This is a genomic window from Streptomyces sp. NBC_01446, from assembly GCF_026340095.1.
Lineage (GTDB): Bacteria > Actinomycetota > Actinomycetes > Streptomycetales > Streptomycetaceae > Streptomyces > Streptomyces aureus.
The window spans coordinates 2,352,555-2,375,840 of record NZ_JAPEPO010000001.1 but is presented as its reverse complement, the minus strand read 5'-3'; the positions used below and the strand labels follow the sequence as shown (position 1 = coordinate 2,375,840).

The following is a 23,286-nucleotide window of genomic DNA, read 5'->3' as shown; positions in this document are numbered from 1 at the left end:
TCAGCCCAGCTTCGCGAGCGCGCCCGCCGCTTCCTCCACCGTGTCCACCAGCGCGATCCGCGCGTCCATCGAGCGTTCGCGGGCCAGGGCGGTGAGCAGCGGCCAGGCCGGCAGGCGCTCCGTCCAGTGGGCGCGGCCGACGAGGACCATAGGGGTGGGCGCGCCCCGGGACTCGTAGTAGTTCGGCGTCGCGTTGTCGAATATCTCCTGGACGGTGCCGGCCGCGCCCGGCAGGAAGACCACGCCCGCGTTCGAGCGGGCCAGGAGGCCGTCCTCGCGGGTGGCGTTCGCGAAGTACTTCGCGATGTGCCCGGCGAAGGCGTTCGGCGGCTCGTGCCCGTAGAACCAGGTGGGGATGCCGACCGAGTCGCCGCCGTCCGGCCACCGGGAGCGCACCTCGAAGGCGGCCGAGGCCCACGCCGTGACGGACGGGGTGAACGAGGGGGCGGCGGACAGGAGCCGGAGCGCCTCGGTCAGCATCCCGTCGTCGAACCGTGCCGCGTACGCGCCCAGGTTCGCCGCCTCCATCGCGCCCGGACCGCCGCCCGTGGCGACGGTGACCCCGGACCGCGCGAGCGTCCTGCCGAGCCGCGCCGCGCCCGCGTACCCGTCCGTGCCACGCGCCATCGCGTGACCGCCCATGACCCCCACCACCCTTGTGCCGACGAGGAGTTCGTCGAGGGCGTCGGAGACGGAGTCGTCGTGCACGGCCCGCAGCATCGACGCGAAGACGTCGTGGTCGGCCTTGGTCTGCTGGAACCAGTCGTACGCGCGGGCGTCCGGCGTCGACTCGTATCCGCCCTCCGCGAGACCCGCGAACAACTCGTCGGAGGAGTAGAGACGGCCCCGGTACGGGTCGAAGGGGAGGCCGGGGACCGGCGGGAAGACCAGGGCGCCGGTGGCCCGGATCCGGGCCGCGGCGTCGGGCCCCATCGGACAGCCGAGGAAGACGGCGCCCTCGGCGTCCAGGGTGAGCAGCTCGTCCGTACGCTCCGTCAGGTCGACGGCCTGCACGCGGCGTCCGGCGAGTGAGCCGTGCGCGGCCACGACCTCGTCGAACTCGTCGAGCGTCTCGATCTCACGGCCGGCGTCCGTGTGCGGGATCGCGGGCCTGCGCGGGGCGGGTTCAGGGGTCTGCACCCGCCCATGCTAGGGCGCGGCACTCCTGAAGATCAGCCCTGGACGGCCGCCGGGTCCATCCACATGATCTCCCAGGTGTGGCCGTCCGGGTCGTCGAAGGCGCGGCCGTACATGAAGCCGTGGTCCTGCTTCTCGCCGGTCTCGGTGCCGCCCGCGGCGATCGCCTTGTCGACGAGCTCGTCGACCTTCTCGCGGCTCTCGGCGCTCAGACACAGGAGCACCTCGGTGTTCTTGGTCGAGTCGACGATCGTCTTCTTCGTGAAGGCGGCGTACTTCTCCTTGGTGAGCAGCATGACCACGATGTGCTCGCTGACCACGATGGAGGCGCAGGTCTCGTCGGAGAACTGCGGGTTGATCGAGTACCCGAGCTCGGTGAAGAACTTCTTCGACGCGTCGAGGTCGTTCACGGCGAGGTTCGGGAAGATCATCTGCTGGTACATGGTGGGGCCGTCTCTTTCGCTCGCTGGTCTCGGTGTTGCGTCGCTGTGCCGTACGCAGGGTTAGACGTGCCGCTCGCCCGTAACTCATCGCTCGCCGCGAACTTTCTTCCGACCCTTTTTTCGGGGGCCCGCGACGAGGGGGTGCGGGCCCGCTCAGGCCGCGAGTGGGAGCGCCGCCAGTTCCGCGACCGTCCACGTCAGCAGGCCGAACACGGCGAGCAGTGCCGCCGCGCGCAGCCCGGCCGCGCCCCGGAGGAGACTCGTGGGGGCGCCGAGACGGAGCAGGGCGGCCGTGGTGTCGGAGCGGGCGTGCTTGGCCTCGATCGCGGCCGTCAGGAGCGTGGCGACCGTGCAGCCCATGACGAGGACGGCGCCGAGCGCGGACAGCGGGCCGAGGTCGGGCTGACGTCCCGACCAGAGGGTGAGCCCCGCGTACGCGCCGGAGGCCACCGCGCAGACCACGCCCAGGGGGCGGCCGATACGACGGGCCTCCTCCTGGAGTACCCGGCCCGCCAGGAGCCGCGCCGCCCCGGGCCGCACCGACTGAAGGGCCCGGCCGCACTGGTAGGTGAGTCCGGGACCCGCGAGCGCGAGGCCGAGGGCCGTCAGCGTCCAGCCGGCCAACACACCCGCCGGGCTGCCGCCGAGACCGCCCGGCATGGGGAACCCCGCAGTGCCTTGCGCGCGGGAGGCGTATGTCTCCACGGCGAGGCCCATGGCCAGCAACGCCACGCCCCAGGGCAGGCCGGTCGGCGCGGGCACCGGGGCGGCGGGATCGCGTGGGTCCGGCTGGGGCTCGCCGGCCTTGGCGGCGCGCGGGCGCAGCACGAGGGCGGAGGCGCCGGACGCGGTGAGCGGGACCAGGGCGAGCAGGGTCAGGGTGGCGGCCAGGGGCAGGGGCCGGTCGGCGGCCAGGAGACCGCGTGCCGCCCCGTCGAAGGGCAGCCCGGAGAGGTCTCCGCGCAGGTGCAGGAAGACCAGCAGCGCCAGCATCGAGCCGAGCGTGCAGGCGACCGCGGTGGAGATCGCCGAGATGAGCGTGAGGCGTGCCGGGCCGAGGCCGACCGCGGACAGGCCGGGACGTGGCCTGGTGCCCGGATCGGTGCGGGCGACGGCGACGGCGAGGTGGACGGTCGCTGCGATCGGCACCACGCACCAGGCCAGGCGCAGTACGGATCCGGTGGAGGCGTCGGGGTGGCCCATCGCGTAGCCGAGCGTGCACAGCAGGAGGAATCCGGTGCCGGCGGAGGCGGCCGCGACCAGGAGCCTGCGCAGCTGGACGGCGGGATGGCCCCCGCGGGCTAGACGGAGAGCGAGCACGCGGCCCGGCCTTCCGCGTCGGTGGCGCCGGGTACCCCGGGCAGATGGACGGTGTTCACGCGGCGCCCGTCGAGGAGCGACATCGTGCGGTCGGCCAGGGCGGCCACCTCGGTGTCGTGCGTGGCGAGGACGACGGTGATGCCGTGCGAGCGGGACGCGGCCATCAGGGTGCGCAGGACGTGGGCACGGTCGGCGCGGTGCAGGGGCGCGGTGGGCTCGTCGGCGAAGAGCACCGAGGGCGCGGTGACCAGGGCGCGGGCGATGGCGACGCGCTGGCGTTCCGACTGGATCAGGGCGTGCGGGCGCTTGCGGGCGCACATGCCGATGTCGAGGCGCTCCAGCCATTCCAGGGCACTGGCCTTGGCGGCGCGGCGGCTGCCGCCGCGCATCATCAGGGCGAGTGCCGTGTTCTCCCAGGCGTTCAGCTCGGGCACGAGGTGGGGCTCGGGGTCGATCCAGGCGAAGCGGTCGCGGCGCAGGCGTTCCCTGACGAGCGGGCGCATGGTGTGCACGGGGGTGCTGTTGAACCAGACCTCGCCCTGCTGTGGCAGAAGCTGGCCGGAGAGGCACTGCAGGAGCGTCGTCTTGCCGCTGCCACGCGGCCCTGTGACGGCGAGGATCTCGCCCTCGCGGACACCGAGCGAGACGCCGGTGAGCGCGGGCGAGCCGTTGTGGGAGAAGTGCAGGGCGCGTGCCCAGAGCACGTCGTTGTCCGGTGGGGCCACCATGGCGAACACCTCGTTCAGAGACTGCAGATCAGAAATGCCGTAAGACGAGCGGTCCCCCTTACGGGGGAACGAAGGCAGGGCCGATCGGTCACTGGGCACGCTAGGTATTCGCCGGCGCGGGTCGGGAAATGACGCGGCCCGGCCGCCCCCATCTCACTCGGATGGGCGCAGCCGGGCCGCGGGAGCCGTCAGGCTCAGATCTTGCTCCAGGCCTCCGTGAGGACCTGGCGGATGATGCCCTCGATCTCGTCGAAGGTGGACTGGTCCGAGATCAGCGGCGGCGACAGCTGGATGACCGGGTCACCACGGTCGTCGGCGCGGCAGTACAGGCCGTACTCGTAGAGCTTCTTGGACACGAAGCCGTAGAGCACGCGCTCCGACTCCTCGTCCGTGAAGGACTCCTTGGTGTCCTTGTCCTTGACGAGCTCGATGCCGTAGAAGAAGCCGTTGCCGCGGACGTCGCCGACGATCGGCAGGTCGTGCAGCTTCTGCAGCGTCTTGAGGAAGCTGGCCTCGTTGTCGAGCACGTGCTGGTTGAGACCCTCGCGCTCGAACAGGTCGAGGTTGGCGAGCGCCACGGCCGAGGAGACCGGGTGGCCACCGAAGGTGTAGCCGTGCAGGAAGGTGTTGTCACCCTTGTAGAACGGCGCCGCGATCCGGTCGGAGACGATGGTCGCACCGATCGGGGAGTAGCCCGATGTCATGCCCTTGGCGCAGGTGATGATGTCCGGGATGTAGCCGAACTTGTCACAGGCGAACATCGTGCCGAGGCGGCCGAAGGCGCAGATGACCTCGTCCGAGACGAGCAGTACGTCGTACTTGTCGCAGATCTCGCGCACACGCTCGAAGTAGCCGGGCGGCGGCGGGAAGCAGCCACCGGCGTTCTGCACCGGCTCGAGGAAGACCGCGGCGACGGTCTCGGGACCCTCGAAGAGGATCTCCTGCTCGATCTGGTCGGCGGCCCAGCGGCCGAAGGCCACCGGGTCGTCGCCGTGGATCGGGGCGCGGTAGATGTTGGTGTTCGGCACCTTGTGCGCGCCGGGGACCAGCGGCTCGAAGGGGGCCTTCAGGGCCGGCAGGCCGGTGATCGACAGGGCGCCCTGCGGGGTGCCGTGGTAGGCGACCGCGCGGGAGATGACCTTGTACTTGGTGTGGTTGCCGTTGAGCTTGTGGTACTGCTTCGCAAGCTTCCAGGCGGTCTCGACGGCCTCGCCACCACCGGTGGAGAAGAAGACCTTGTTGAGGTCACCCGGGGCGTAGTGGGCGAGGCGCTCGGCCAGCTCCACAGCCTTCGGGTGGGCGTACGACCACACGGGGAAGAAGGCCAGCTCGGTCGCCTGCTTGGCGGCGACCTCGGCAAGCTCCCGGCGTCCGTGGCCGGCCTGCACCACGAACAGGCCGGAGAGCCCGTCGAGGTACTTCTTGCCCTGGTCGTCGTAGATGTAGGTGCCCTCGCCACGCACGATGGTGGGAACGGGCGCGTTCTCGTAGGACGACATGCGGGTGAAGTGCATCCACAGGTGGTCGTACGCGGTTCGGCTGAGGTCCTTGCTCACGGCTATCGGGTTCCCCACATATAGGTCTGCTTCTTGAGCTTGAGGTAGACGAAGCTCTCGGTGGAGCGCACGCCGGGAAGGGTCCGGATGCGTTTGTTGATGACGTCCAGGAGTTGGTCGTCGTCCTCACACACGACCTCCGCGAGGAGGTCGAACGAGCCCGCGGTCATGACCACGTACTCGACTTCCGGCATGGCCGTCAGCGCTTCGGCGACGGGATCGAGGTCACCCTCCGCGTTGATGCCGACCATCGCCTGGCGTCGGAAGCCCACGGTGAGTGGGTCCGTGACGGCGACGATCTGCATCACGCCCTGGTCGAGCAGCTTCTGGACGCGCTGTCGCACGGCCGCTTCGGAGAGGCCCACGGCCTTGCCGATAGCTGCGTACGGCCTACGGCCGTCTTCCTGGAGCTGTTCGATGATGGCGAGGGAAACGGCGTCGAGCGGCGGGGTGCCGTTGCCGTTCCTCGATCCCTTTGGGTCTGCGCTGCGACTGGCCACGTCCCCCACCATGCACGAGGAGTCGACAGTTCCGCAAGCCCGGATCGATGAAATTCGTTGTTTGAGGGCTCGAAGTTCACGGATTTCGCAGATCTGGCGGGTCGGGGGGTGTTGAAAGCGTGGGACTACCGATTAGGGTGGTATCTCATCCAATGGACATCCGACCAGGAGGGCCGCCTCAGTGACCAGCGAGCTGCGTCGTCTGCGCAATTACATCGACGGTGAGTTCCGGGACGCCGCCGACGGACGGACCACCGAGGTGGTCAACCCGGCCAACGGTGAGGCGTACGCGACCGCCCCCCTGTCCGGCGACGCCGACGTGGACGCCGCCATGGCCGCCGCCGCGGCCGCGTTCCCGGCCTGGCGCGACCTCACCCCCAGTGAGCGCCAGAAGGCCCTCCTCAAGATCGCGGACGCGTTCGAGGAGCGGGCCGAGGAGCTCATCGCCGCCGAGGTCGAGAACACCGGCAAGCCGACCGGCCTGACCCGGTCCGAGGAAATCCCGCCCATGGTCGACCAGATCCGCTTCTTCGCGGGTGCGGCGCGCATGCTCGAGGGCCGCTCGGCCGGCGAGTACATGGAGGGCCTGACCTCGATCATCCGCCGCGAGCCCATCGGCGTCTGCGCCCAGGTCGCGCCGTGGAACTACCCGATGATGATGGCCGTATGGAAGTTCGCCCCGGCGCTCGCCGCGGGCAACACGGTCGTCCTGAAGCCGTCGGACACCACCCCGGCCTCCACGGTTCTGATCGCCGAGATCATCGGCTCCATCGTCCCCAAGGGCGTCTTCAACGTCATCTGCGGTGACCGCGAGACCGGCCGCGCGATGGTCGAGCACAAGACCCCGGCGATGGCCTCCATCACCGGCTCCGTGCGCGCCGGCATCTCGGTGGCCGAGTCCGCCGCCAAGGACGTCAAGCGCGTCCACCTGGAGCTCGGCGGCAAGGCCCCGGTCGTCGTCTTCGAGGACACCGACATCGCCAAGGCCGTCGAGGACATCTCGGTGGCGGGCTTCTTCAACGCGGGCCAGGACTGCACCGCTGCCACGCGCGTCCTCGTCCACGAGTCCATCCACGACGAGTTCGTCCAGGCCCTCGCCAAGGCGGCGGCCGACACGAAGACCGGCCAGCCGGACGACGAGGACGTGCTCTACGGGCCCCTCAACAACCCGAACCAGCTCGCCCAGGTCACCGGCTTCATCGAGCGCCTGCCCGCGCACGCCAAGGTCGAGGCCGGCGGCCACCGTGTCGGCGACAAGGGCTACTTCTACGCCCCGACCGTCGTCTCGGGCGTCAAGCAGGACGACGAGATCATCCAGAACGAGGTCTTCGGCCCGGTCATCACCGTCCAGTCCTTCGCGGACGAGGCACAGGCCGTCGAGTGGGCGAACGGTGTCGAGTACGCGCTGGCCTCCTCGGTCTGGACGAAGGACCACGCGCGCGCGATGCGCATGTCCAAGATCCTCGACTTCGGCTGTGTGTGGATCAACACCCACATCCCGCTGGTCGCCGAGATGCCCCACGGCGGCTTCAAGAAGTCCGGCTACGGCAAGGACCTGTCGGCGTACGGTTTCGACGACTACACGCGCATCAAGCACGTCATGACGTCGATCGAGGGCTGAGCACCAGCACCAGTACCGACCCGCTCCACCCGCCCCCACGTGGCTCCGGCCGCGCGGGGGCGGTCGCGTGTCCGGGGCAGTTGGGTGCGCGGCGGGGTGCCGGGTGATCGACAGTGTGTCGGCTCTCACCCCGTCGGCTTGACGCAGCGTCCATTGTCCGGCCCCGCTGGTCGCGGGCATCCTGCACAGGTGCGAGCGACCCCGATGAACCCCAAGCCGTCCCTGTCCCGCCGTTCCCTGATGCGTGCCCTGGGCGGAGGTGCCACGGCCGCGGCGGTCGGCGCGCTCGCCTCGGGATGCGGTGTGCCCGCCGCCTACGTCGCGCCGGGGGACCGCGCCGCGACCGACCGCTCCGGCAGCGACAAGCGGCTCGTCTTCGCCAACTGGCCGCTCTACATCGATGTCGACGACGACGATCCGTCGAAGCGGCCCACGCTCGACGCCTTCCGGAAGCAGACCGGGATCGACGTCAAGTACATCGAAGAGATCAACGACAACGACGAGTTCTTCGGCAAGATCAGCCCGTCCCTGATGAACCATCAGAAGACCGGCCGGGACCTCATCGTCATCAGCGACTGGATGTGCGCCAAGTTCGTGACGCTCGGCTGGGTCCAGGAGATGGACCGCGCCCGGCAGCCGCACGTCGCCAAGTACCTCGACCCCCTGCTGCGTTCACCGCACTTCGACCCGGGCCGCAAGTACACCGTGCCGTGGCAGTCGGGCATCACCGGCATCGCGTACAACAAGCGCAGGGTCGGGCGCGAGATCAAGCACGTGTCCGACCTGTGGGCGGCCGACCTCAAGGGCAAGGTCACGCTGCTGTCCGGGCTCGACGAGTCGTTCGCGCTGCTCATGCAGGGCAACGGCGTCGACATCACCCGGTGGACCCCGGACGACTTCCACCGTGTGTGCGACCAGGTCGAGAAGCTCGTCAAGAGCCATCACATCCGCCGCTTCACCGGAAACGACTACATCAAGGACCTCTCCAGCGGCGACGTCCTCGCCTGCCAGGCCTACAGCGGTGACGTCATCCAGCTCAAGGCCGACGACCCGGACATCGAGTTCGTCGTGCCCGAGGAGGGCGGCGAGCTGTGGGCCGAGTCGCTGATGATCCCCAATCTCGCCGACCACAAGCGCAACGCCGAGACCCTCATCGACTACTACTACCGGCCGGAGGTCGCCGCAAAGCTGGCCACCTGGGTCAACTACGTGAGCCCCGTGCCGGCCGCCCGCGAGATCCTCGCCGATTCGAAGGACAAGGACACGGCGGCACTCGCCGAGGACCCACTGATCTTCCCCGACGACGCGATGCGCCGACGGCTCGCGATCGCGCGCGACATCACGTCCAAGGAGCGCCCGGAACTCGCCAAGCGGTGGAACACGATCGCCGGGTTGTGAGGTCGCAGGGTGCGGCCGGCTGGTTCCGGCCGGTCAGTTCCACAGTGGAGTGGTCATGACCTGCTGGAACGCGTCCGGGTGGCCGTTCGGGTAGGTGAGCGTGATGCGGGAGTAGTGCTGGGTGTCCTGGTGCTTGGTCCAGGACTGCGGGCGGTCGAGACGGACCGTGACGCGGTACGAGCGGAACTTGCCCGCGGCGCAGTACGGCTTGCAGTCGTTCACCCAGCTCGTGCCCGTGGCCACCGCCTTGCTCGGGCCCCACTGCGACCAGTGGAGCGAGGCGAGGCGGCTGTTGCCGTCCCCGCACGCGAGCAGGAAGTCCGTGGGTCGCACCTGTGGCTGCCAGGTGCAGCTGACGATCACGGGGGCGCCGGTCCGATGCTGCGGCTTCGGCGCCGCGGCGGAGGCCGGTGCCATGGCTGCTGCGAGGGATGCGGCTGCACAGAGTGCGAGCGCTGCCTTCAGTGAGTTGCTCCGCAAAATATGCTCCCGGCCGATCGGGGGGCCCTGGGCCCCGTTGTGCTCGTTCCGACGCTAAGGCCGCGGCGTGAGATGCGCCACTCGAACGGGCTAAGGTCGCGCGGACGGGTGCATGCGGGCTGGTCAGCGCTTGATTGTTGCCTTGTTGATGCCCCCCCGCGACAGGTCGCGGGGGCCGGTTGATCAGCCGTCGCGCAGCCCGCGCAGGACGTCGATGCGGTTCGTCGTGATCGAGTCGACGCCGAGGCCGAGGAGGCGCCGCATCGCCGACTTCGTGTCCGGGGTCCACGCGGCGACCAGCAGGCCCTGGCGGTGCACATGGGCCGTCAGCTCCCGACTGACCAGCGGGAAACGGTAGTTGAGCCAGGTGGGCCTGATCGCTTCGAGCACGCCGGGCCGCGGCGGGGCCAGCGTCGTCCAGGTCAGCGCGATCTCGGCGGCCGGGTCCGCGCGCCGCACCGTCAGCATCGTCTCCGCGCCCGCGCAGTAGTAGGCGCGCTCGCCGGCGCCGCAGTCACGGATGACGCCGATGACGGTACGGACCGTGCGCACGTCCGCGCCCGGCAGGTCCACCATCACCCGCCGCTCGGCCAGTACCTCAAGGGCCTGTTCGAGGGTGGGCACGCCGCCCGCGGTGACGCCGCGCACCTCGTCGTACGAGAGCGCGGCGAGCGGGCGGTCGTGGTCCCACAGCCGCTTGAGCGTGGAGTCGTGCAGCAGTACGGGCACGCCGTCGCGGGTCAGACGGACGTCGACCTCGACCGCGTCCGCGCCCCGCTCCAGCGCGGAGCGCAGGGAGGCGAGGGTGTTCTCACGGACGCGGTAGGGGTCGCCCCGGTGGGCCACGGCAGTCACGGTATGCATGGCCCCATTGTGGTCAGCCGGTCACGCGCGGGCGAGCCACGTGTCCGTGTAGGTGTCGATCTCCGCGGCGATACGGGCCTTGCCCGGCTCGTCGAGGAACGACGCGTCCACCGCGTTCCTGGCGAGCGCGGCCACGCCCCGCTCGTCGAGGTCGAGGAGGCGGGCGGCGACGGCGTACTCGGTGTTGAGGTCCGTGCCGAACATCGGCGGGTCGTCGGAGTTGACGGTGACGACGACCCCGGCGTCGACGAACTGTTTGACGGGGTGCTCCTCGATTGTCTTCACGGCGCGCGTCGCGATGTTCGACGTCGGGCAGACCTCGAGCGGGATGCGGTGCTCGGCGAGGTGGGCGAGGAGCTTCGGGTCCTGGGCGGAAGTAGTGCCGTGGCCGATGCGTTCGGCGCCGAGGTGGACCAGCGCGTCCCAGACCGTCCCGGGGCCCGTCGTCTCGCCGGCGTGCGGTACGGAGTGCAGGCCCGCGGCGATCGCGCGGTCGAAGTACGGCTTGAACTGGGGTCGCGGCACGCCGATTTCGGGACCGCCGAGCCCGAAGGAGACCAGGCCCTCCGGGCGGATCGTGTCGGTGGTCGCAAGCCGCACGGTCTCCTCGGCGGACTCGAGCCCCGCCTCGCCGGGGATGTCGAAGCACCAGCGCAGCACGGTGCCGAACTCGGCCTCGGCCGCCTTGCGGGCGTCCTCGATCGCCTCCATGAAGCCGTACTCGTCGATCCCGCGGCGGACGGAGGAGTACGGGGTGATGGTCAGCTCTGCGTAGCGCACGTTCTGCCGGGCCATGTCCCGCGCGACCTCGAACGTGAGGAGGCGGACGTCCTCAGGAGTGCGCACGAGGTCGACGACCGAGAGGTATACGTCGATGAAGTGCGCGAAGTCCGTGAACGTGAAGTAGTCGGCCAGCGCCTCGGGGTCCGTGGGGACCTTGGAGTCAGGGTGGCGGGCCGCGAGCGTGGAGACGATCCGGGGGGACGCCGAGCCGACGTGGTGCACATGCAGCTCTGCCTTTGGCAGTCCGGCGATAAAGGCATGCAGATCGGTCACGGATTCCTCCCCAGGAACTTGGTTGATCGGCTGATCGGTGGGTCGCAGTCATCGTAGGCGTGCCCCGGCCACGCCCCGGCGGCGGCCGTAGCATGACGGGACGTCTGGGTGGGAGAAGAAGGGGACGAGCGAGCGATGTCCGAGGACACAGAGGGCAGAGAGGGCGCCGAGGGCGCCGACGGTCCGGCCACTTCGCCGGAGCGGGGTACGGGGACAGGGCCGGGGGACCGGGGTGCGGGGGACCCGCCTGAGGGCAGGGTGTCCCTGGGGAAACGGGAACCGGACCCGTGGGCGGCCCCGGCGGACCCGAGCCCGCGGGACGCGGCGCCGCAGAACGCCGCCGGGCCGGCTGCTCCGGCGCCCGCGCATCCGTTCGCCCCGCCGTCGCAGGGGGAGACGCAGGTGGACCCGTTCACTCCGCCGTCCCACGCCGAGACGCAGGTGGACGCCTTCGCCGCGCCTTCGCCCCCGTCCTCGCCCACTCCGCCCGGCGAGCCGTACAACCCGTTCGCCCCGCCGTCCCCGGGCGCCGCGCCGGCCACCGGCCGCTGGTCACAACAGCCGCAGCACCAGCACCAGCACCCGCACGGCCAGCCGCCGGGTGCCCCCTACGCGATGCCTCCCGGTTACCCGGCGACGCAGGCCGGGGCCCCCTGGGCGCCGGGGGCCAACCCCTTCGCGCCGCCCGGAGAGCCCGTGCCCCCGCCGCCCGTCTCGCCCGACGGGCCCGGGCAGATGCACTACGGCTACCCGGCCGCCGCGTACGGCTACGGACACCACGCGGCGACCGGCCCGGCCCCGATGCCCTACGGAGGTCCCGGCTACGGCTGGCCCGGGATGCAGCCGCGCCCCGCGAACGGCATGGGCGTCGCCGCCCTGACGCTCGGGATCATCTCGGCCGTCGGCTTCATCCTGTGGCCGATCGCGATCGTGGTCGGGATCCTCGCCATCATCTTCGGCGCCATCGGCCGCGCGAAGGCGACCCGGGGCGAGGCCACGAACCGGGGCCAGGCGCTGGCCGGACTGATCTGCGGCATCGGCGGACTGGTGCTCGCGCTGGTCCTGATGATCTTCGTCATCGCCGACAGCGGCTCGTCGAGCGGCAGCAGCGACGACGGCGGCGGCTACTCCGCCGCCCGGTAGGACGAAGGCACGTAGGACAAAGACACGTAGGACACCGGCACGTAAGACATCGACACGTAGGACACCGGCAAGCGGAACACCGGCAACGGGGGGCCGGTCCGTCAGGCCCGGTCCGTCAGGCCCGGTCCCTCAGCCGCTCACGCGCCGCCATCAGCGCGAACCCGAGCAGATTGGGCCCACGCCACCGTCTCGGGTCGCCGGCGGCCTCCGCGTCCGCCGCGAGTCCGATGCCCCACACGCGGTCGAGCGGGCTGGCCTCGACCAGGACGCGCTCGCCCGTCCCGAGCAGGAACTCCCGCAGATCCGCGTGCGCCGCGAACTTGTGCACGCTGCCCTCGACGACGATCCCGAACCGCTCCCGCGCCCAGGTGTCCTCGTCGAAGCCGCGCACGAGGCGCCCCGCCTTCTTGGCCTGCGAGGGATGTGCCGCCCCGACGGCTCTGCGCTCGGCCTCCGCGTCCCCGAACAGCCGGGCCTTCGCGGCCATCATCCAGTGCTCGGCCGTCGCGTACTCGACCCCGTCCACCGTGAACGGCGCGACCCACCACTGACTGAGGCAACTCGCCCCGACCGCGCCGTCCGCCCGCGGTGTATGCCCCCAGAAGTGCAGGTACTTGACCCGTACACCCGCTTCCACCGCCCTGACCAGCGAGTCCCGATCGTGGACGGCCGCGTTCCCCTCAAGCCTGTCGGTCTTCCCCATGCACGCGAGTCTGGCACGCACCACGGACAATCCGTCCTTGGTTCTTCAGGGGGACTCGACACCTGGTCGACAGATTCCGTCGCGTAACCAAAAGGCAACAACGGAATCACTTGTTGCAGTACATCGCCTCTGCCAGGATCGGCACTCAAATCGAGCTGGAGCTACGCCGGCCCCGCGGGACGGGGCTTCGGCGGAGGAGAGCGATAATGCACAACCCTGGCAACAGCACCCGCTTCCAGGCCCAGGACCGGTTCGCCGAAGGCGCCCAGTACATCGCGGGCCGTCTCACCAAGGGCACATCCGGCCGCACCCACGCAGTCGTCGACCCGGCCACGGGCCAGGACGTCTACACGTACGAGCTGGCCGGCACCGAGGACGTCGACGCCGCCGTGGCCGCGGCCCGCGAGGCCTTCCCCGGCTGGGCCGGCGCCACGCCGGGCGAGCGTTCCGACGCGATGCACCGCTTCGCGGGCGTCCTGGCCGAGCGCGCCGAGGACCTCGCACAGGCCGAGTCCCTGCAGTGCGGCAAGCCCCTCAAGCTGAGCCGTGAGTTCGATGTCCCCGGGACCGTCGACAACACCGCGTTCTTCGCGGGCGCCGCCCGGCACCTCCAGGGCCAGTCCGCCGGCGAGTACAGCGGCGACCACACCTCGTACGTGCGGCGCGAGCCCATCGGGGTCGTCGGGTCCATCGCTCCCTGGAACTACCCGCTCCAGATGGCCGCCTGGAAGGTCCTTCCGGCGATCGCGGCGGGCAACACCATCGTGCTCAAGCCCGCCGAGCTGACCCCGCTCACCTCCCTCCTGTTCGCGCAGGCCGCGACCGAGGCGGGCATCCCCGACGGTGTCGTCAACATCGTCACGGGCGCGGGCAGGGACGCCGGCGAGCACCTCGTCGGACACCCCGACGTCGCCATGACCTCCTTCACCGGGTCGACGGGCGTCGGCAAGCGCGTCGCCGAGATCGCCACCTCCACCGTGAAGCGGCTGCATCTGGAGCTCGGCGGCAAGGCGCCGTTCGTCGTGTTCGACGACGCCGACCTGGAGGCAGCCGTGCACGGCGCGGTCGCCGGTGCCCTCATCAACACGGGCCAGGACTGCACCGCCGCCACGCGCGCGTACGTGCAGCGCCCCCTCTACGACGCCTTCGTGCAGGGCGTGGCCGACCTCATGGAGGGCATCCGGGTCGGCGACCCGTTCGCCCCGGACACCGACCTCGGCCCGTTGATCTCGCACGCCCAGCGCGACCGCGTCGCCGGATTCGTCGACCGGGCCCGCTCCTACGCGCGCGTGGTCGCCGGCGGCGTCATCCCCCAGGGCGACCTCAAGCAGGGCGCGTACTACCGGCCGACCCTCGTCGCGGACGCCGCCCAGGACAGTGAGATCGTCCAGGCCGAGATCTTCGGCCCGGTGCTCGTCGTACTGCCCTTCGACAGCGACGACGAGGGCATCCGCCTCGCCAACGACACCCCCTACGGCCTGGCCGCCTCGGCCTGGACCAGGGACGTGTTCCGGGCGAACCGTGCCACCCGCGACATCAAGGCCGGCTGCGTCTGGGTCAACGACCACATCCCGATCCTCAGCGAGATGCCGCACGGCGGCTACAAGGCGTCCGGCTTCGGCAAGGACATGTCTGCCTACTCCTTCGAGGAGTACACGCAGATCAAGCACGTCATGTTCGACAACACCGCGGTCGCCCGGAAGGACTGGCACCGCACGATTTTCGGGGACCGATAGTCATCAGGCCGCCCACAGGGCGGCCGCACACCCTCCCGCAAGGGACCCTCCCGAAAGGGCATCCAAGCGCATGGAGCAGTACGAGCCCGACAGCCTGTCCCCGGTACAACTCGCCGCCATGCGGCGCAGTTTCCAGAGCGGCAGGGCGGCCATGACCCGCCGTTCCCTGCTGCGCGCCTCCGCGGGCGGCGCGCTCGCCGTCGGCGGGATCGGGTCGCTGAGCGCCTGCGGCATCCCCGCGGCGAGCAAGAGCCAGGGCGGCGTCTCGTCCGAGGACCACTCGGCCAAGGAGAAGGTGGTCAACTTCTCCAACTGGACCGAGTACATCGACCTGAGCGACGACGAGAAGCACCGGCCCACCCTGGACGCGTTCACCAAGCGCACCGGGATCCAGGTCAAGTACACCGAGGACATCAACGACAACGTCGAGTTCTTCGGCAAGATCAAGCCGCAGCTCGCGGCGGGCCAGGACACCGGCCGGGACCTCATCGTCCTGACCGACTGGCTGGCCGCGCGGCTGATCCGCTTCGGCTGGGTCCAGAAGCTCGACCCCGCCAACCTGCCCCACGCGTACGCGAACCTGTCCCCGCAGTTCCGCAGCCCCGACTGGGACCCGGGCCGCGCCTACTCGTACCCGTGGCAGGGCATTGCCGTGGTGATCGCGTACAACACCAAGGCCACGAACGGCAGGGAGGTCACCTCGGTCTCGCAGCTGCTCGACGACCCCAAGCTGAAGGGCAAGGTCGGCCTGCTCTCCGAGATGCGCGACACCGTCGGGATGACGCTGCTCGACATGGGCAAGGACCCGGGCAGCTTCACGTCCGACGACTTCGACGCGGCGATAGCCCGGATGCAGAAGGCCGTCGACAGCAAGCAGGTCCGCCGCTTCACCGGCAACGACTACATCTCCGACCTGAGCAAGGGCGACCTCGCGGCCTGTCTCGCCTGGTCGGGCGACATCGTGCAGCTCCAGGTGGACAACCCCGACATCAAGTTCCACATCCCCGACAGCGGGTTCATGTACGGGACGGACAACATGCTGATCCCCAACAGGGCCCGTCACAAGACGAACGCCGAAAGGCTCATCGACTACTACTACGAGCCTCCGGTCGCCGCCGAGCTGGCCGCCTGGATCAACTACGTCACCCCCGTCGACGGCGTGAAGCCCGAACTCGCCAAGATCGACAAGAAGATCGCGAACGACCCGCTGATCGTTCCCGACAAGACCATGAGTGCCAGGGCGCACGGCTTCCGCTCGCTCACGTCCAAGGAAGACAAGGCGTTCGAGGAGAAGTTCGCCCAGCTCACCGGCGCGTGAGAACCGCAGCACCGAGCCCCCTGACCCCACGACTCCCTGGACTGCACCATGACGACAGAAAACGGCGGCGACGTCCGCCTTGCCGGGATCAGCAAGACCTACGGCTCCTTCACCGCCGTCAAGCCGCTGGACCTGACCGTGCCGCAGGGCTCCTTCTTCGCCCTCCTCGGCGCCTCGGGCTGCGGCAAGACCACGACCCTGCGGATGATCGCGGGGCTCGAGGAGCCCAGCTCCGGCACGGTCATGCTCGGCGACCAGGACGTCACCGCGCTGCCCCCTTACAAGCGCCCGGTGAACACCGTCTTCCAGTCGTACGCGCTCTTCCCACACCTCGACATCTTCGAGAACGTCGCCTTCGGGCTGCGCCGACGCGGCATCAAGTCCGTGAAGAAGCAGGTCGGGGAGATGCTCGACCTGGTCCAGCTCGGCGAGCAGGCCCGCAAGAAGCCGCACCAGCTCTCCGGCGGCCAGCAGCAGCGCGTCGCCGTGGCGCGCGCCCTGATCAACCACCCCAAGGTGCTGCTCCTCGACGAGCCGCTGGGCGCCCTCGACCTCAAGCTGCGACGCCAGATGCAGCTCGAACTCAAGCGCATCCAGACCGAGGTGGGCATCACGTTCGTCCATGTCACGCACGACCAGGAGGAGGCCATGACCATGGCCGACACCGTCGCCGTGATGAACGCGGGCCGCGTCGAACAGCTGGGCGCCCCGGCCGACCTGTACGAGAACCCGGGTTCCACGTTCGTCGCCAACTTCCTCGGCACGTCGAACTTCATCGAGGCCGAGGTGGCCGGCCGCAGCGGCGAGGACCTCACCCTGAAGGCCGGCGACGGCAAGCTCGTACTGCCCGCCGCCCGCTGTACGGCCGCCACCGCCATCGGCGGGAAGGTCCTCGTCGGTGTGCGCCCCGAGAAGATCTCCCTCACCCACGCCGACGACGCGGGCTCCATACCCGACGGCCGTAACCGCATCACCGGCCGCGTCGTGGACAGCAGCTTCATCGGCGTCTCCACGCAGTACGTCATCGACAGCCCGCTCTGCGACGCCTTCGAGGTCTACTCCCAGAACATCGAGCGCGACAGCCGGCTCGCCCCCGGCGCCGAGGTCGTCCTGCACTGGAACCCCGCGCACACCTTCGGCCTCGACGCCGCCCAGGACATCGAGGCGGGCGCCGCGAAGGTCGAGGAGGACGCCGCCGCATGACGACCGTCACCGACATCCCCGCGGCTCCGGCCGTCAAGACCGCGCGCCCGCCGCGCAAGCGCGGCCGCCTCGTCCCGTACTGGCTGCTGCTGCCCGGCCTCCTGTGGCTGGTCGTCTTCTTCGCCCTGCCGATGGTCTACCAGGCGTCCACGTCGATCCAGACGGGCTCCCTGGAGGACGGCTTCAAGGTCACCTGGCACTTCGCGACCTACTGGGACGCGCTCGGCGACTACTGGCCGCAGTTCCTGCGCTCGGTGCTGTACGCGGGCGCCGCCACGATCCTGTGCCTGGCGCTCGGCTACCCGCTGGCCTACCTCATCGCCTTTCGCGCGGGACGCTGGCGCAACGTCGTCCTCATCCTCGTCATCGCGCCGTTCTTCACCAGCTTCCTGATCCGCACGCTGGCCTGGAAGACGATCCTGTCCGACAGCGGCCCGGTCGTCAGCACGCTGAACACGCTGCACATCCTGGACGTCACGAGCTGGATCGGCATGACCGACGGCGACCGCGTCCTCGCGACCCCGCTCGCCGTGATCTGCGGACTCACGTACAACTTCCTGCCGTTCATGATCCTGCCGCTCTACACCTCGCTGGAGCGCATCGACGGCCGGCTGCACGAGGCCGCGGGCGACCTGTACGCCACGCCCGCCACCACCTTCCGCAAGGTGACGTTCCCGCTCTCCATGCCGGGCGTCGTCTCCGGCACACTGCTCACCTTCATCCCCGCCGCCGGTGACTACGTCAACGCGGACCTGCTCGGCTCCACCGACACCCGCATGGTCGGCAACGTCATCCAGACGCAGTTCCTGCGCATCCTGGACTACCCGACGGCGGCGGCGCTCTCCTTCATCCTGATGGCCGCGATCCTGATCATGGTCACCGTCTATATCCGCCGGTCCGGAACGGAGGACTTGGTCTGATGCCCTTCGTACGCTGGCTGCGCCGCAATCTCGTCGTCATCGCGGGTCTGGTCACCCTCGGCTATCTGCTCCTGCCCAACGTCGTCGTGACGGTGTTCTCCTTCAACAAGCCGAAGGGGCGCTTCAACTACGAGTGGCAGCAGTTCTCGCTCGACGCGTGGACGAACCCCTGCGGTGTCGCCGACATGTGCGGCTCACTGTCGCTGAGCCTCCAGATCGCCCTGTGGGCGACCATCGGCGCCACCGTCCTCGGCACGATGATCGCCTTCGCCCTGGTCCGCTACCGCTTCCGCGCCCGCGGCGCCGTGAACTCGCTGATCTTCCTGCCGATGGCGATGCCCGAGGTCGTCATGGCCGCCTCGCTGCTCACGCTCTTCCTCAACATGGGTGCGCAGCTCGGCTTCTGGACGATCCTCATCGCCCACATCATGTTCTGCCTCAGCTTCGTCGTGACGGCCGTCAAGGCGCGCGTCATGTCGATGGACCCGCGCCTCGAACAGGCGGCCCAGGACCTCTACGCCGGTCCCGTCCAGACCTTCGTACGGGTCACCCTGCCGATCGCCGCGCCGGGCATCGCCGCAGGCGCGCTGCTCGCCTTCGCGCTCTCCTTCGACGACTTCATCATCACCAACTTCAACGCGGGCTCGACCGTGACCTTCCCCATGTTCGTCTGGGGATCGGCGCAGCGCGGTACGCCCGTTCAGATCAATGTCATCGGTACGGCGATGTTCATCGTCGCCGTGCTGCTCGTCCTTGCCGCGATGCTGGTCGGCAAGCGTAAGAACAAGGCAGTTTGAGGGAGTTGAAATCATGGCCGCACGTGCCATGAACCGTGGTACCGACTGGATCAAGTCACTGGCGGACGCCAAGCCGCTGTCCTACTGGCTGGACGAACCCGGCAAGCCCGAGGCCCGGCCGGCGCTCACCGGTGACGAACGCTGCGACCTGCTGGTCGTCGGCGGTGGCTACAGCGGCCTGTGGACCGCGCTCCTCGCCAAGGAGCGCGACCCCGGGCGCGATGTGGTCCTGCTCGAAGGGCAGGAGGTGGGCTGGGCGGCGTCCGGCCGCAACGGAGGCTTCTGTGCCGCCTCCCTCACGCACGGCGCCGCGAACGGACTGGCCCGCTGGCCCGGCGAGATCGGGAAGCTGGAGGAGCTCGGCAACCGCAACCTCGACGCGATCGAGGAGGCGGTCGCCCGCTACTCCATCGACTGCGACTTCGAGCGCACCGGCGAGCTGGACGTGGCCACCGAGCCGCACCAGGTAACCGAACTCCAGGAGTTCCACCAGGAACTGACCGAGGCCGGGCTCGCCGGCGGCACCGAGCTGCTCGACGCCGACGCGACCCGCGAACAGGTCGACTCGCCGACCTTCCTCGGCGCCCTGTACGACCGGCGCGGCGTCGCGATGCTGCACCCCGCCAAGCTCGCCTGGGGCCTCAAGCAGGCCTGCCTCGACCTCGGCGTGCGCATCCACGAGCACACCCCCGCGCTCGAACTCTCCTCGTCCGGCGCCGGTACCGCGGTCCGCACCCCCTACGGGCGCGTCTTCGCCCAGCACGTCGCGCTCGGCACGAACGTGTTCCCGTCCCTGGTCAAGCGCGTGCGCTCGTACACCGTCCCGGTCTACGACTACGCGCTGATGACCGAGCCCCTGACCGACGACCAGCTGGCCTCCATCGGCTGGAAGAACCGCCAGGGCCTCGGTGACTCGGCCAACCAGTTCCACTACTTCCGGCTGTCCGCGGACAACCGGATCCTGTGGGGCGGCTACGACGCGATCTATCCCTACGGCGGCCGGGTGCGCGCCGAGTACGACCACAGGCCCGAGACGTACGCGAAGCTCGCCGGCCAGTTCTTCACCTGCTTCCCGCAGCTGGAAGGGGTGCGCTTCAGTCACGCGTGGGGCGGCGCCATCGACACGTGCTCCCGCTTCTCGGCGTTCTTCGGTACGGCCCACAAGGGCCGCGTCGCGTACGCCGCCGGGTACACGGGCCTCGGCGTGGGCGCGACCCGCTTCGGCGCGGACGTGATGCTCGACCTGCTCTCCGGCGAGCGCACGGAGCGTACGGAACTGGAGATGGTCCGCACGAAGCCGCTGCCCTTCCCGCCCGAGCCGTTCGCCTACACCGGGATCGCGCTCACCAAGTGGTCCCTGGCGCGCGCCGACGACAACGGCGGCCGGCGCAACCTGTGGCTGAAGGCGATGGACAAGGCGGGCCTCGGCTTCGACAGCTGACCCGGGTCCGCGAGAACTCGTGGGCAGAACCCGCGTAATGCTCGCGCCCCGGCCTCCTCTCCCTGGTGACACGCACAGCTTTCGGCAACTGCGTACCAGGAAGAGGAGGTCCCGCCATGACTGGCTCGGGGGCGAAGTCGGCGGTCGAGTGGCTGGCGTCCGTGGCGCCTGACCCGGACGCCTGCCGCTGGGATTGGGAGGGCAACCCCCTCGGGGTCGCGCTCCTTCCCGCGGGCAGGCTCTGGGACGTACTGATCCTCCCCGGCGAGCTGGGGTATCCGACGCTGGACGTGCTCACTCGCGTCATAGACCGGCCGGGCCCCGTGCTCGCCGACTTCGGTGACGCCCGCATGGGCTTCTTCGTGCCCTCCGGCACGGTCACCCGCTGGCTCGGCACGGGGGTGCGGGGCGCCGGCCGCGGCACCTGGATCGTCGTGCCGCATCCCCTTCCGGGCCGCGCCGCCGGCGGGGTCCGCTGGCTGATCCCGCCCGACGGCTCGGGCACGCTCACCGACCCGACCGTCCTGGAACTGGCGATGCACGAGGCGGCGGGGCAGCTCGCGCGGGACGACACGCACGAGTAGCCCGATGGGCCGGCCGGGTCAGCCGCGCGGCGCCCGGCCCGCCCACACCGCGCACATCACGTACAGCAGGACCACCGAGAGGCACCAGCCGCCGACGACGTCCAGCGGCCAGTGGTAGCCGCGCCGCACCAGACCGAGGCCCACGGCCGCGTTCAGGACGGTGTAGCCGATGACGAGTTCGCGGCGTACATAGGCGCCGCGTACGTACGGCAGCAGGAGGAGCAGGCAGGCGCCGTACGCGACCGCCGCCGTCGTCGCGTGTCCCGACGGGTAGAAGCCGGTGCCCGGGCCCATCACGGCCGGGCCCGTCCGGGCGACGGTCTCCTTGATCGGGACGACCAGGAGCGGGACGGCGGTCATCGTGAGCGCGGCGGTGACGGGGCGCGTCCACCAGCGGGGCACGCCGTCGCGGCGGGCGCGCCAGGCGGCGTAGCCGAGGACGGCGGCGAGGACCGGGAGAGCGACGGTGATGTTGCCGAGGTCGGCGAGCAGCTCGGCGGCCCACTGCGGCAGGCGGCTGGTTCCGATCGCGTCACCGAGGCGTTCGTCCCCGCGGCGCAGCGCACCGCCGGCGGCGATCTGCCAGGTGAGGAAGAGGAAGAGCAGGGCGCTCAGAACGGCGGCCCACCGGAAAATGGCCGGCCGCCCCGGAACAGGGGGGGTAGTTCCGAGGCGGCCGATCTGACCGGTTTGCCGCACGCCCCGGGGGGTTTGGGGCGGGCGGCCATCCGATCGGTGAGGAGTTCCGGAGCCGGAAGCTCCGGGTGTGTGCGCGAGGGCACGACCAGGGCGGGGCTGGGGAGGCTCCGTCCCGGTTTCGCCCACAGTCCCCTGTGGGCGGGGTGTTTCTCTCATCTGCAGAAACCGTACGGCAGGGCGTGGGCGTCCGACAGCCGGAACGGCAACCCGTCATCGGCCCCGCACACGTTCTTCACACGCCCTGACCCTTGCCTGAAGTCGCCGGAGCGGCTCAGACGCCCGCGAACGCGGTCTCGATGATGTCCAGTCCCTCGTTGAGCAGGTCGTCACCGATGACGAGCGGGGGAAGGAAGCGCAGCACGTTGCCGTAGGTGCCACAGGTGAGGACCAGCAGACCCTCGGCGTGGCAGGCCTTGGCGAGCGCGGCGGCGGCCGCCGGGTGCGGCTCCTTGGTGCCCTTGTCCTTGACGAGCTCGATGGCGATCATCGCGCCACGGCCACGGATGTCGCCGATGATGTCGAACTTCTCGGCCATGGTGGCGAGGCGGGCCTTCATGATGGCCTCGATGTTCTTCGCCTTGGCGTTGAGGTCGAGCTCCTTCATGGTCTCGATGGCGCCGAGCGCACCGGCGCAGGCCACCGGGTTGCCGCCGTAGGTGCCGCCGAGGCCGCCCGCGTGCGCGGCGTCCATGATCTCGGCGCGGCCCGTCACGGCGGCGAGCGGCAGGCCGCCCGCGATGCCCTTGGCGGTCGTGATCAGGTCGGGGACGATGCCCTCGTCCTCGCACGCGAACCACTGGCCGGTGCGGCAGAAGCCGGACTGGATCTCGTCCGCGACGAAGACGATGCCGTTGTCCGCGGCGAACTGGCGGATCGCGGGCAGGAAGCCCTTCGCCGGCTCGATGAAGCCGCCCTCGCCGAGGACCGGCTCGATGATGATCGCGGCGACGTTGTCGGCGCCGATCTGCTTGGTGATCTGGTCGATCGCCTGGGCGGAGGCCTCGGCGCCCGCGTTCTCCGCGCCGGTCAGCCAGCGGTAGCCGTAGGCCACCGGCACGCGGTAGACCTCGGGCGCGAACGGGCCGAAGCCGTTCTTGTACGGCATGTTCTTGCTGGTCAGCGCCATCGTCAGGTTCGTACGGCCGTGGTAGCCGTGGTCGAAGACGACGACGGCCTGGCGCTTGGTGTACGCACGGGCGATCTTGACGGCGTTCTCGACGGCCTCGGCGCCCGAGTTGAACAGCGCGGACTTCTTGGCGTGGTCACCCGGCGTGAGCTCGGCCAGCGCCTCGGCGACGGCCACGTAGCCCTCGTACGGCGTGACCATGAAACAGGTGTGGGTGAAGTCCTGCAGCTGGGCGGAGGCGCGGCGCACGACGGCCTCGGCGGAGGCGCCGACCGAGGTCACGGCGATGCCGGAACCGAAGTCGATCAGGCGGTTGCCGTCGACGTCCTCGATGATGCCGCCGCCGGCGCGGGCGGTGAAGACCGGCAGCGTGGAGCCCACGCCGGCCGCGACCACGGCGGTACGTCGGGCCTGCAGCTCCTGCGACTTCGGACCGGGGATGGCGGTGACGACGCGGCGCTCCTGCGGGACTGCGCTCATGCGGGGCTCCTGGGGGTGTTTCGGGTGCTTTCT

22 protein-coding genes are annotated in these 23,286 nt (G+C 70.1%); 10 read left to right on the top strand and 12 right to left on the bottom strand.

What is annotated here, in order from left to right:
• The 6 genes from OG456_RS10460 to OG456_RS10435 form a co-directional block, all read right to left on the bottom strand.
• Entirely contained in the window at nucleotides 1-1,140 is a 1,140-nt protein-coding gene (locus OG456_RS10460) for an LOG family protein (protein WP_266559506.1), read from the bottom strand.
• A 32-nt stretch (nucleotides 1,141-1,172) separates the two neighbouring features.
• On the bottom strand, nucleotides 1,173-1,580 hold the full coding sequence (locus OG456_RS10455; RefSeq protein ID WP_266559504.1) for a VOC family protein: 408 nt from the start codon (nucleotides 1,578-1,580) through the stop codon (nucleotides 1,173-1,175).
• A gap of 153 nt (nucleotides 1,581-1,733) precedes the next feature.
• On the bottom strand, nucleotides 1,734-2,900 hold the full coding sequence (locus OG456_RS10450; RefSeq protein WP_266559502.1) for a hypothetical protein: 1,167 nt from the start codon (nucleotides 2,898-2,900) through the stop codon (nucleotides 1,734-1,736).
• Complete coding sequence (locus OG456_RS10445) at nucleotides 2,882-3,628, bottom strand: ABC transporter ATP-binding protein (RefSeq protein WP_266559501.1); 747 nt, start codon at nucleotides 3,626-3,628, stop codon at nucleotides 2,882-2,884. The genes OG456_RS10450 and OG456_RS10445 overlap by 19 nt, the downstream gene beginning before the upstream one ends.
• 194 nt (nucleotides 3,629-3,822) lie before the next feature.
• The gene (locus OG456_RS10440) at nucleotides 3,823-5,202 is read right to left on the bottom strand and encodes an aspartate aminotransferase family protein (RefSeq protein ID WP_266559499.1); all 1,380 of its coding nucleotides are present in this window, start codon (nucleotides 5,200-5,202) and stop codon (nucleotides 3,823-3,825) included.
• A complete protein-coding gene (locus OG456_RS10435; protein ID WP_266559497.1) occupies nucleotides 5,187-5,684 on the bottom strand; it encodes an Lrp/AsnC family transcriptional regulator in 498 nt (165 codons plus the stop codon). The genes OG456_RS10440 and OG456_RS10435 overlap by 16 nt, the downstream gene beginning before the upstream one ends.
• A 181-nt stretch (nucleotides 5,685-5,865) precedes the next feature.
• On the opposite strand from OG456_RS10435, the gene OG456_RS10430 reads away from it, so the two are divergent.
• Together OG456_RS10430 and OG456_RS10425 are read left to right on the top strand one after the other, a co-directional pair.
• Entirely contained in the window at nucleotides 5,866-7,305 is a 1,440-nt protein-coding gene (locus OG456_RS10430) for a gamma-aminobutyraldehyde dehydrogenase (RefSeq protein WP_100595095.1), read from the top strand.
• Between the two features lie 204 nt (nucleotides 7,306-7,509).
• Nucleotides 7,510-8,703 carry a spermidine/putrescine ABC transporter substrate-binding protein gene (locus OG456_RS10425; RefSeq protein WP_266569139.1) on the top strand — a complete coding sequence of 398 codons (1,194 nt, stop codon included), beginning with the start codon at nucleotides 7,510-7,512 and terminating at the stop codon, nucleotides 8,701-8,703.
• Between the two features lie 33 nt (nucleotides 8,704-8,736).
• Here OG456_RS10425 and OG456_RS10420 read toward each other — a convergent pair whose 3' ends face one another.
• The 3 genes from OG456_RS10420 to OG456_RS10410 form a co-directional block, all read right to left on the bottom strand.
• Nucleotides 8,737-9,120 (bottom strand): hypothetical protein, encoded by a 384-nt coding sequence (locus OG456_RS10420; RefSeq protein ID WP_266559494.1) that lies wholly within the window; start codon nucleotides 9,118-9,120, stop codon nucleotides 8,737-8,739.
• A 246-nt stretch (nucleotides 9,121-9,366) separates the two neighbouring features.
• On the bottom strand, nucleotides 9,367-10,047 hold the full coding sequence (locus OG456_RS10415) for a glycerophosphodiester phosphodiesterase (RefSeq protein WP_266559492.1): 681 nt from the start codon (nucleotides 10,045-10,047) through the stop codon (nucleotides 9,367-9,369).
• 21 nt (nucleotides 10,048-10,068) lie between these two features.
• Nucleotides 10,069-11,103, bottom strand: coding sequence for an adenosine deaminase (locus OG456_RS10410; RefSeq protein WP_266559490.1), 1,035 nt, complete (start codon nucleotides 11,101-11,103; stop codon nucleotides 10,069-10,071).
• Between the two features lie 135 nt (nucleotides 11,104-11,238).
• On the opposite strand from OG456_RS10410, the gene OG456_RS10405 reads away from it, so the two are divergent.
• Entirely contained in the window at nucleotides 11,239-12,246 is a 1,008-nt protein-coding gene (locus OG456_RS10405) for a DUF4190 domain-containing protein (RefSeq protein WP_266559488.1), read from the top strand.
• A gap of 115 nt (nucleotides 12,247-12,361) precedes the next feature.
• Here the strand turns inward: OG456_RS10405 and OG456_RS10400 are convergent, their stop codons facing one another.
• The gene (locus tag OG456_RS10400; protein WP_266559486.1) at nucleotides 12,362-12,949 is read right to left on the bottom strand and encodes an NADAR family protein; all 588 of its coding nucleotides are present in this window, start codon (nucleotides 12,947-12,949) and stop codon (nucleotides 12,362-12,364) included.
• A gap of 206 nt (nucleotides 12,950-13,155) precedes the next feature.
• On the opposite strand from OG456_RS10400, the gene OG456_RS10395 reads away from it, so the two are divergent.
• The 7 genes from OG456_RS10395 (at nucleotide 13,156) to OG456_RS10365 (ending at nucleotide 20,948) form a co-directional block, all read left to right on the top strand.
• A complete protein-coding gene (locus tag OG456_RS10395) occupies nucleotides 13,156-14,685 on the top strand; it encodes a gamma-aminobutyraldehyde dehydrogenase (protein ID WP_266559484.1) in 1,530 nt (509 codons plus the stop codon).
• Nucleotides 14,686-14,755: 70 nt separating this feature from the next.
• Complete coding sequence (locus OG456_RS10390) at nucleotides 14,756-16,003, top strand: spermidine/putrescine ABC transporter substrate-binding protein (RefSeq protein WP_266559482.1); 1,248 nt, start codon at nucleotides 14,756-14,758, stop codon at nucleotides 16,001-16,003.
• A gap of 48 nt (nucleotides 16,004-16,051) precedes the next feature.
• Complete coding sequence (locus tag OG456_RS10385) at nucleotides 16,052-17,206, top strand: ABC transporter ATP-binding protein (protein ID WP_266559480.1); 1,155 nt, start codon at nucleotides 16,052-16,054, stop codon at nucleotides 17,204-17,206.
• Nucleotides 17,203-18,126 (top strand): ABC transporter permease, encoded by a 924-nt coding sequence (locus tag OG456_RS10380; protein ID WP_266559478.1) that lies wholly within the window; start codon nucleotides 17,203-17,205, stop codon nucleotides 18,124-18,126. The genes OG456_RS10385 and OG456_RS10380 overlap by 4 nt, the downstream gene beginning before the upstream one ends.
• Complete coding sequence (locus tag OG456_RS10375) at nucleotides 18,126-18,923, top strand: ABC transporter permease (RefSeq protein WP_266559476.1); 798 nt, start codon at nucleotides 18,126-18,128, stop codon at nucleotides 18,921-18,923. The genes OG456_RS10380 and OG456_RS10375 overlap by 1 nt, the downstream gene beginning before the upstream one ends.
• A 13-nt stretch (nucleotides 18,924-18,936) precedes the next feature.
• The gene (locus tag OG456_RS10370; protein WP_266559475.1) at nucleotides 18,937-20,364 is read left to right on the top strand and encodes an FAD-binding oxidoreductase; all 1,428 of its coding nucleotides are present in this window, start codon (nucleotides 18,937-18,939) and stop codon (nucleotides 20,362-20,364) included.
• Nucleotides 20,365-20,480: 116 nt separating this feature from the next.
• On the top strand, nucleotides 20,481-20,948 hold the full coding sequence (locus OG456_RS10365; protein ID WP_266559473.1) for a hypothetical protein: 468 nt from the start codon (nucleotides 20,481-20,483) through the stop codon (nucleotides 20,946-20,948).
• A gap of 18 nt (nucleotides 20,949-20,966) precedes the next feature.
• Here OG456_RS10365 and OG456_RS10360 read toward each other — a convergent pair whose 3' ends face one another.
• Both OG456_RS10360 and gabT read right to left on the bottom strand, forming a co-directional pair.
• Complete coding sequence (locus OG456_RS10360) at nucleotides 20,967-21,647, bottom strand: phosphatase PAP2 family protein (RefSeq protein WP_323136312.1); 681 nt, start codon at nucleotides 21,645-21,647, stop codon at nucleotides 20,967-20,969.
• A 271-nt stretch (nucleotides 21,648-21,918) separates the two neighbouring features.
• Nucleotides 21,919-23,253, bottom strand: a complete 1,335-nt coding sequence (gabT, locus tag OG456_RS10355) for a 4-aminobutyrate--2-oxoglutarate transaminase (RefSeq protein WP_116509281.1) — start codon at nucleotides 23,251-23,253, stop codon at nucleotides 21,919-21,921.
• Nucleotides 23,254-23,286: the final 33 nt, after the last annotated feature.

Bases quoted from the DNA above. Each gene is read 5' to 3' on its own strand.
- OG456_RS10405 (WP_266559488.1), top strand. From the start codon at position 11,239: ATGTCCGAGGACACAGAGGGCAGAGAGGGCGCCGAGGGCGCCGACGGT.
- OG456_RS10425 (WP_266569139.1), top strand. From the start codon at position 7,510: ATGAACCCCAAGCCGTCCCTGTCCCGCCGTTCCCTGATGCGTGCCCTG.
- OG456_RS10370 (WP_266559475.1), top strand. From the start codon at position 18,937: ATGGCCGCACGTGCCATGAACCGTGGTACCGACTGGATCAAGTCACTG.
- OG456_RS10365 (WP_266559473.1), top strand. From the start codon at position 20,481: ATGACTGGCTCGGGGGCGAAGTCGGCGGTCGAGTGGCTGGCGTCCGTG.
- OG456_RS10445 (WP_266559501.1), bottom strand. From the start codon at position 3,628: ATGGTGGCCCCACCGGACAACGACGTGCTCTGGGCACGCGCCCTGCAC.
- OG456_RS10390 (WP_266559482.1), top strand. From the start codon at position 14,756: ATGGAGCAGTACGAGCCCGACAGCCTGTCCCCGGTACAACTCGCCGCC.
- OG456_RS10415 (WP_266559492.1), bottom strand. From the start codon at position 10,047: ATGCATACCGTGACTGCCGTGGCCCACCGGGGCGACCCCTACCGCGTC.
- OG456_RS10455 (WP_266559504.1), bottom strand. From the start codon at position 1,580: ATGTACCAGCAGATGATCTTCCCGAACCTCGCCGTGAACGACCTCGAC.
- OG456_RS10375 (WP_266559476.1), top strand. From the start codon at position 18,126: ATGCCCTTCGTACGCTGGCTGCGCCGCAATCTCGTCGTCATCGCGGGT.
- gabT (WP_116509281.1), bottom strand. From the start codon at position 23,253: ATGAGCGCAGTCCCGCAGGAGCGCCGCGTCGTCACCGCCATCCCCGGT.
- OG456_RS10385 (WP_266559480.1), top strand. From the start codon at position 16,052: ATGACGACAGAAAACGGCGGCGACGTCCGCCTTGCCGGGATCAGCAAG.
- OG456_RS10380 (WP_266559478.1), top strand. From the start codon at position 17,203: ATGACGACCGTCACCGACATCCCCGCGGCTCCGGCCGTCAAGACCGCG.
- OG456_RS10400 (WP_266559486.1), bottom strand. From the start codon at position 12,949: ATGGGGAAGACCGACAGGCTTGAGGGGAACGCGGCCGTCCACGATCGG.
- OG456_RS10395 (WP_266559484.1), top strand. From the start codon at position 13,156: ATGCACAACCCTGGCAACAGCACCCGCTTCCAGGCCCAGGACCGGTTC.
- OG456_RS10420 (WP_266559494.1), bottom strand. From the start codon at position 9,120: ATGGCACCGGCCTCCGCCGCGGCGCCGAAGCCGCAGCATCGGACCGGC.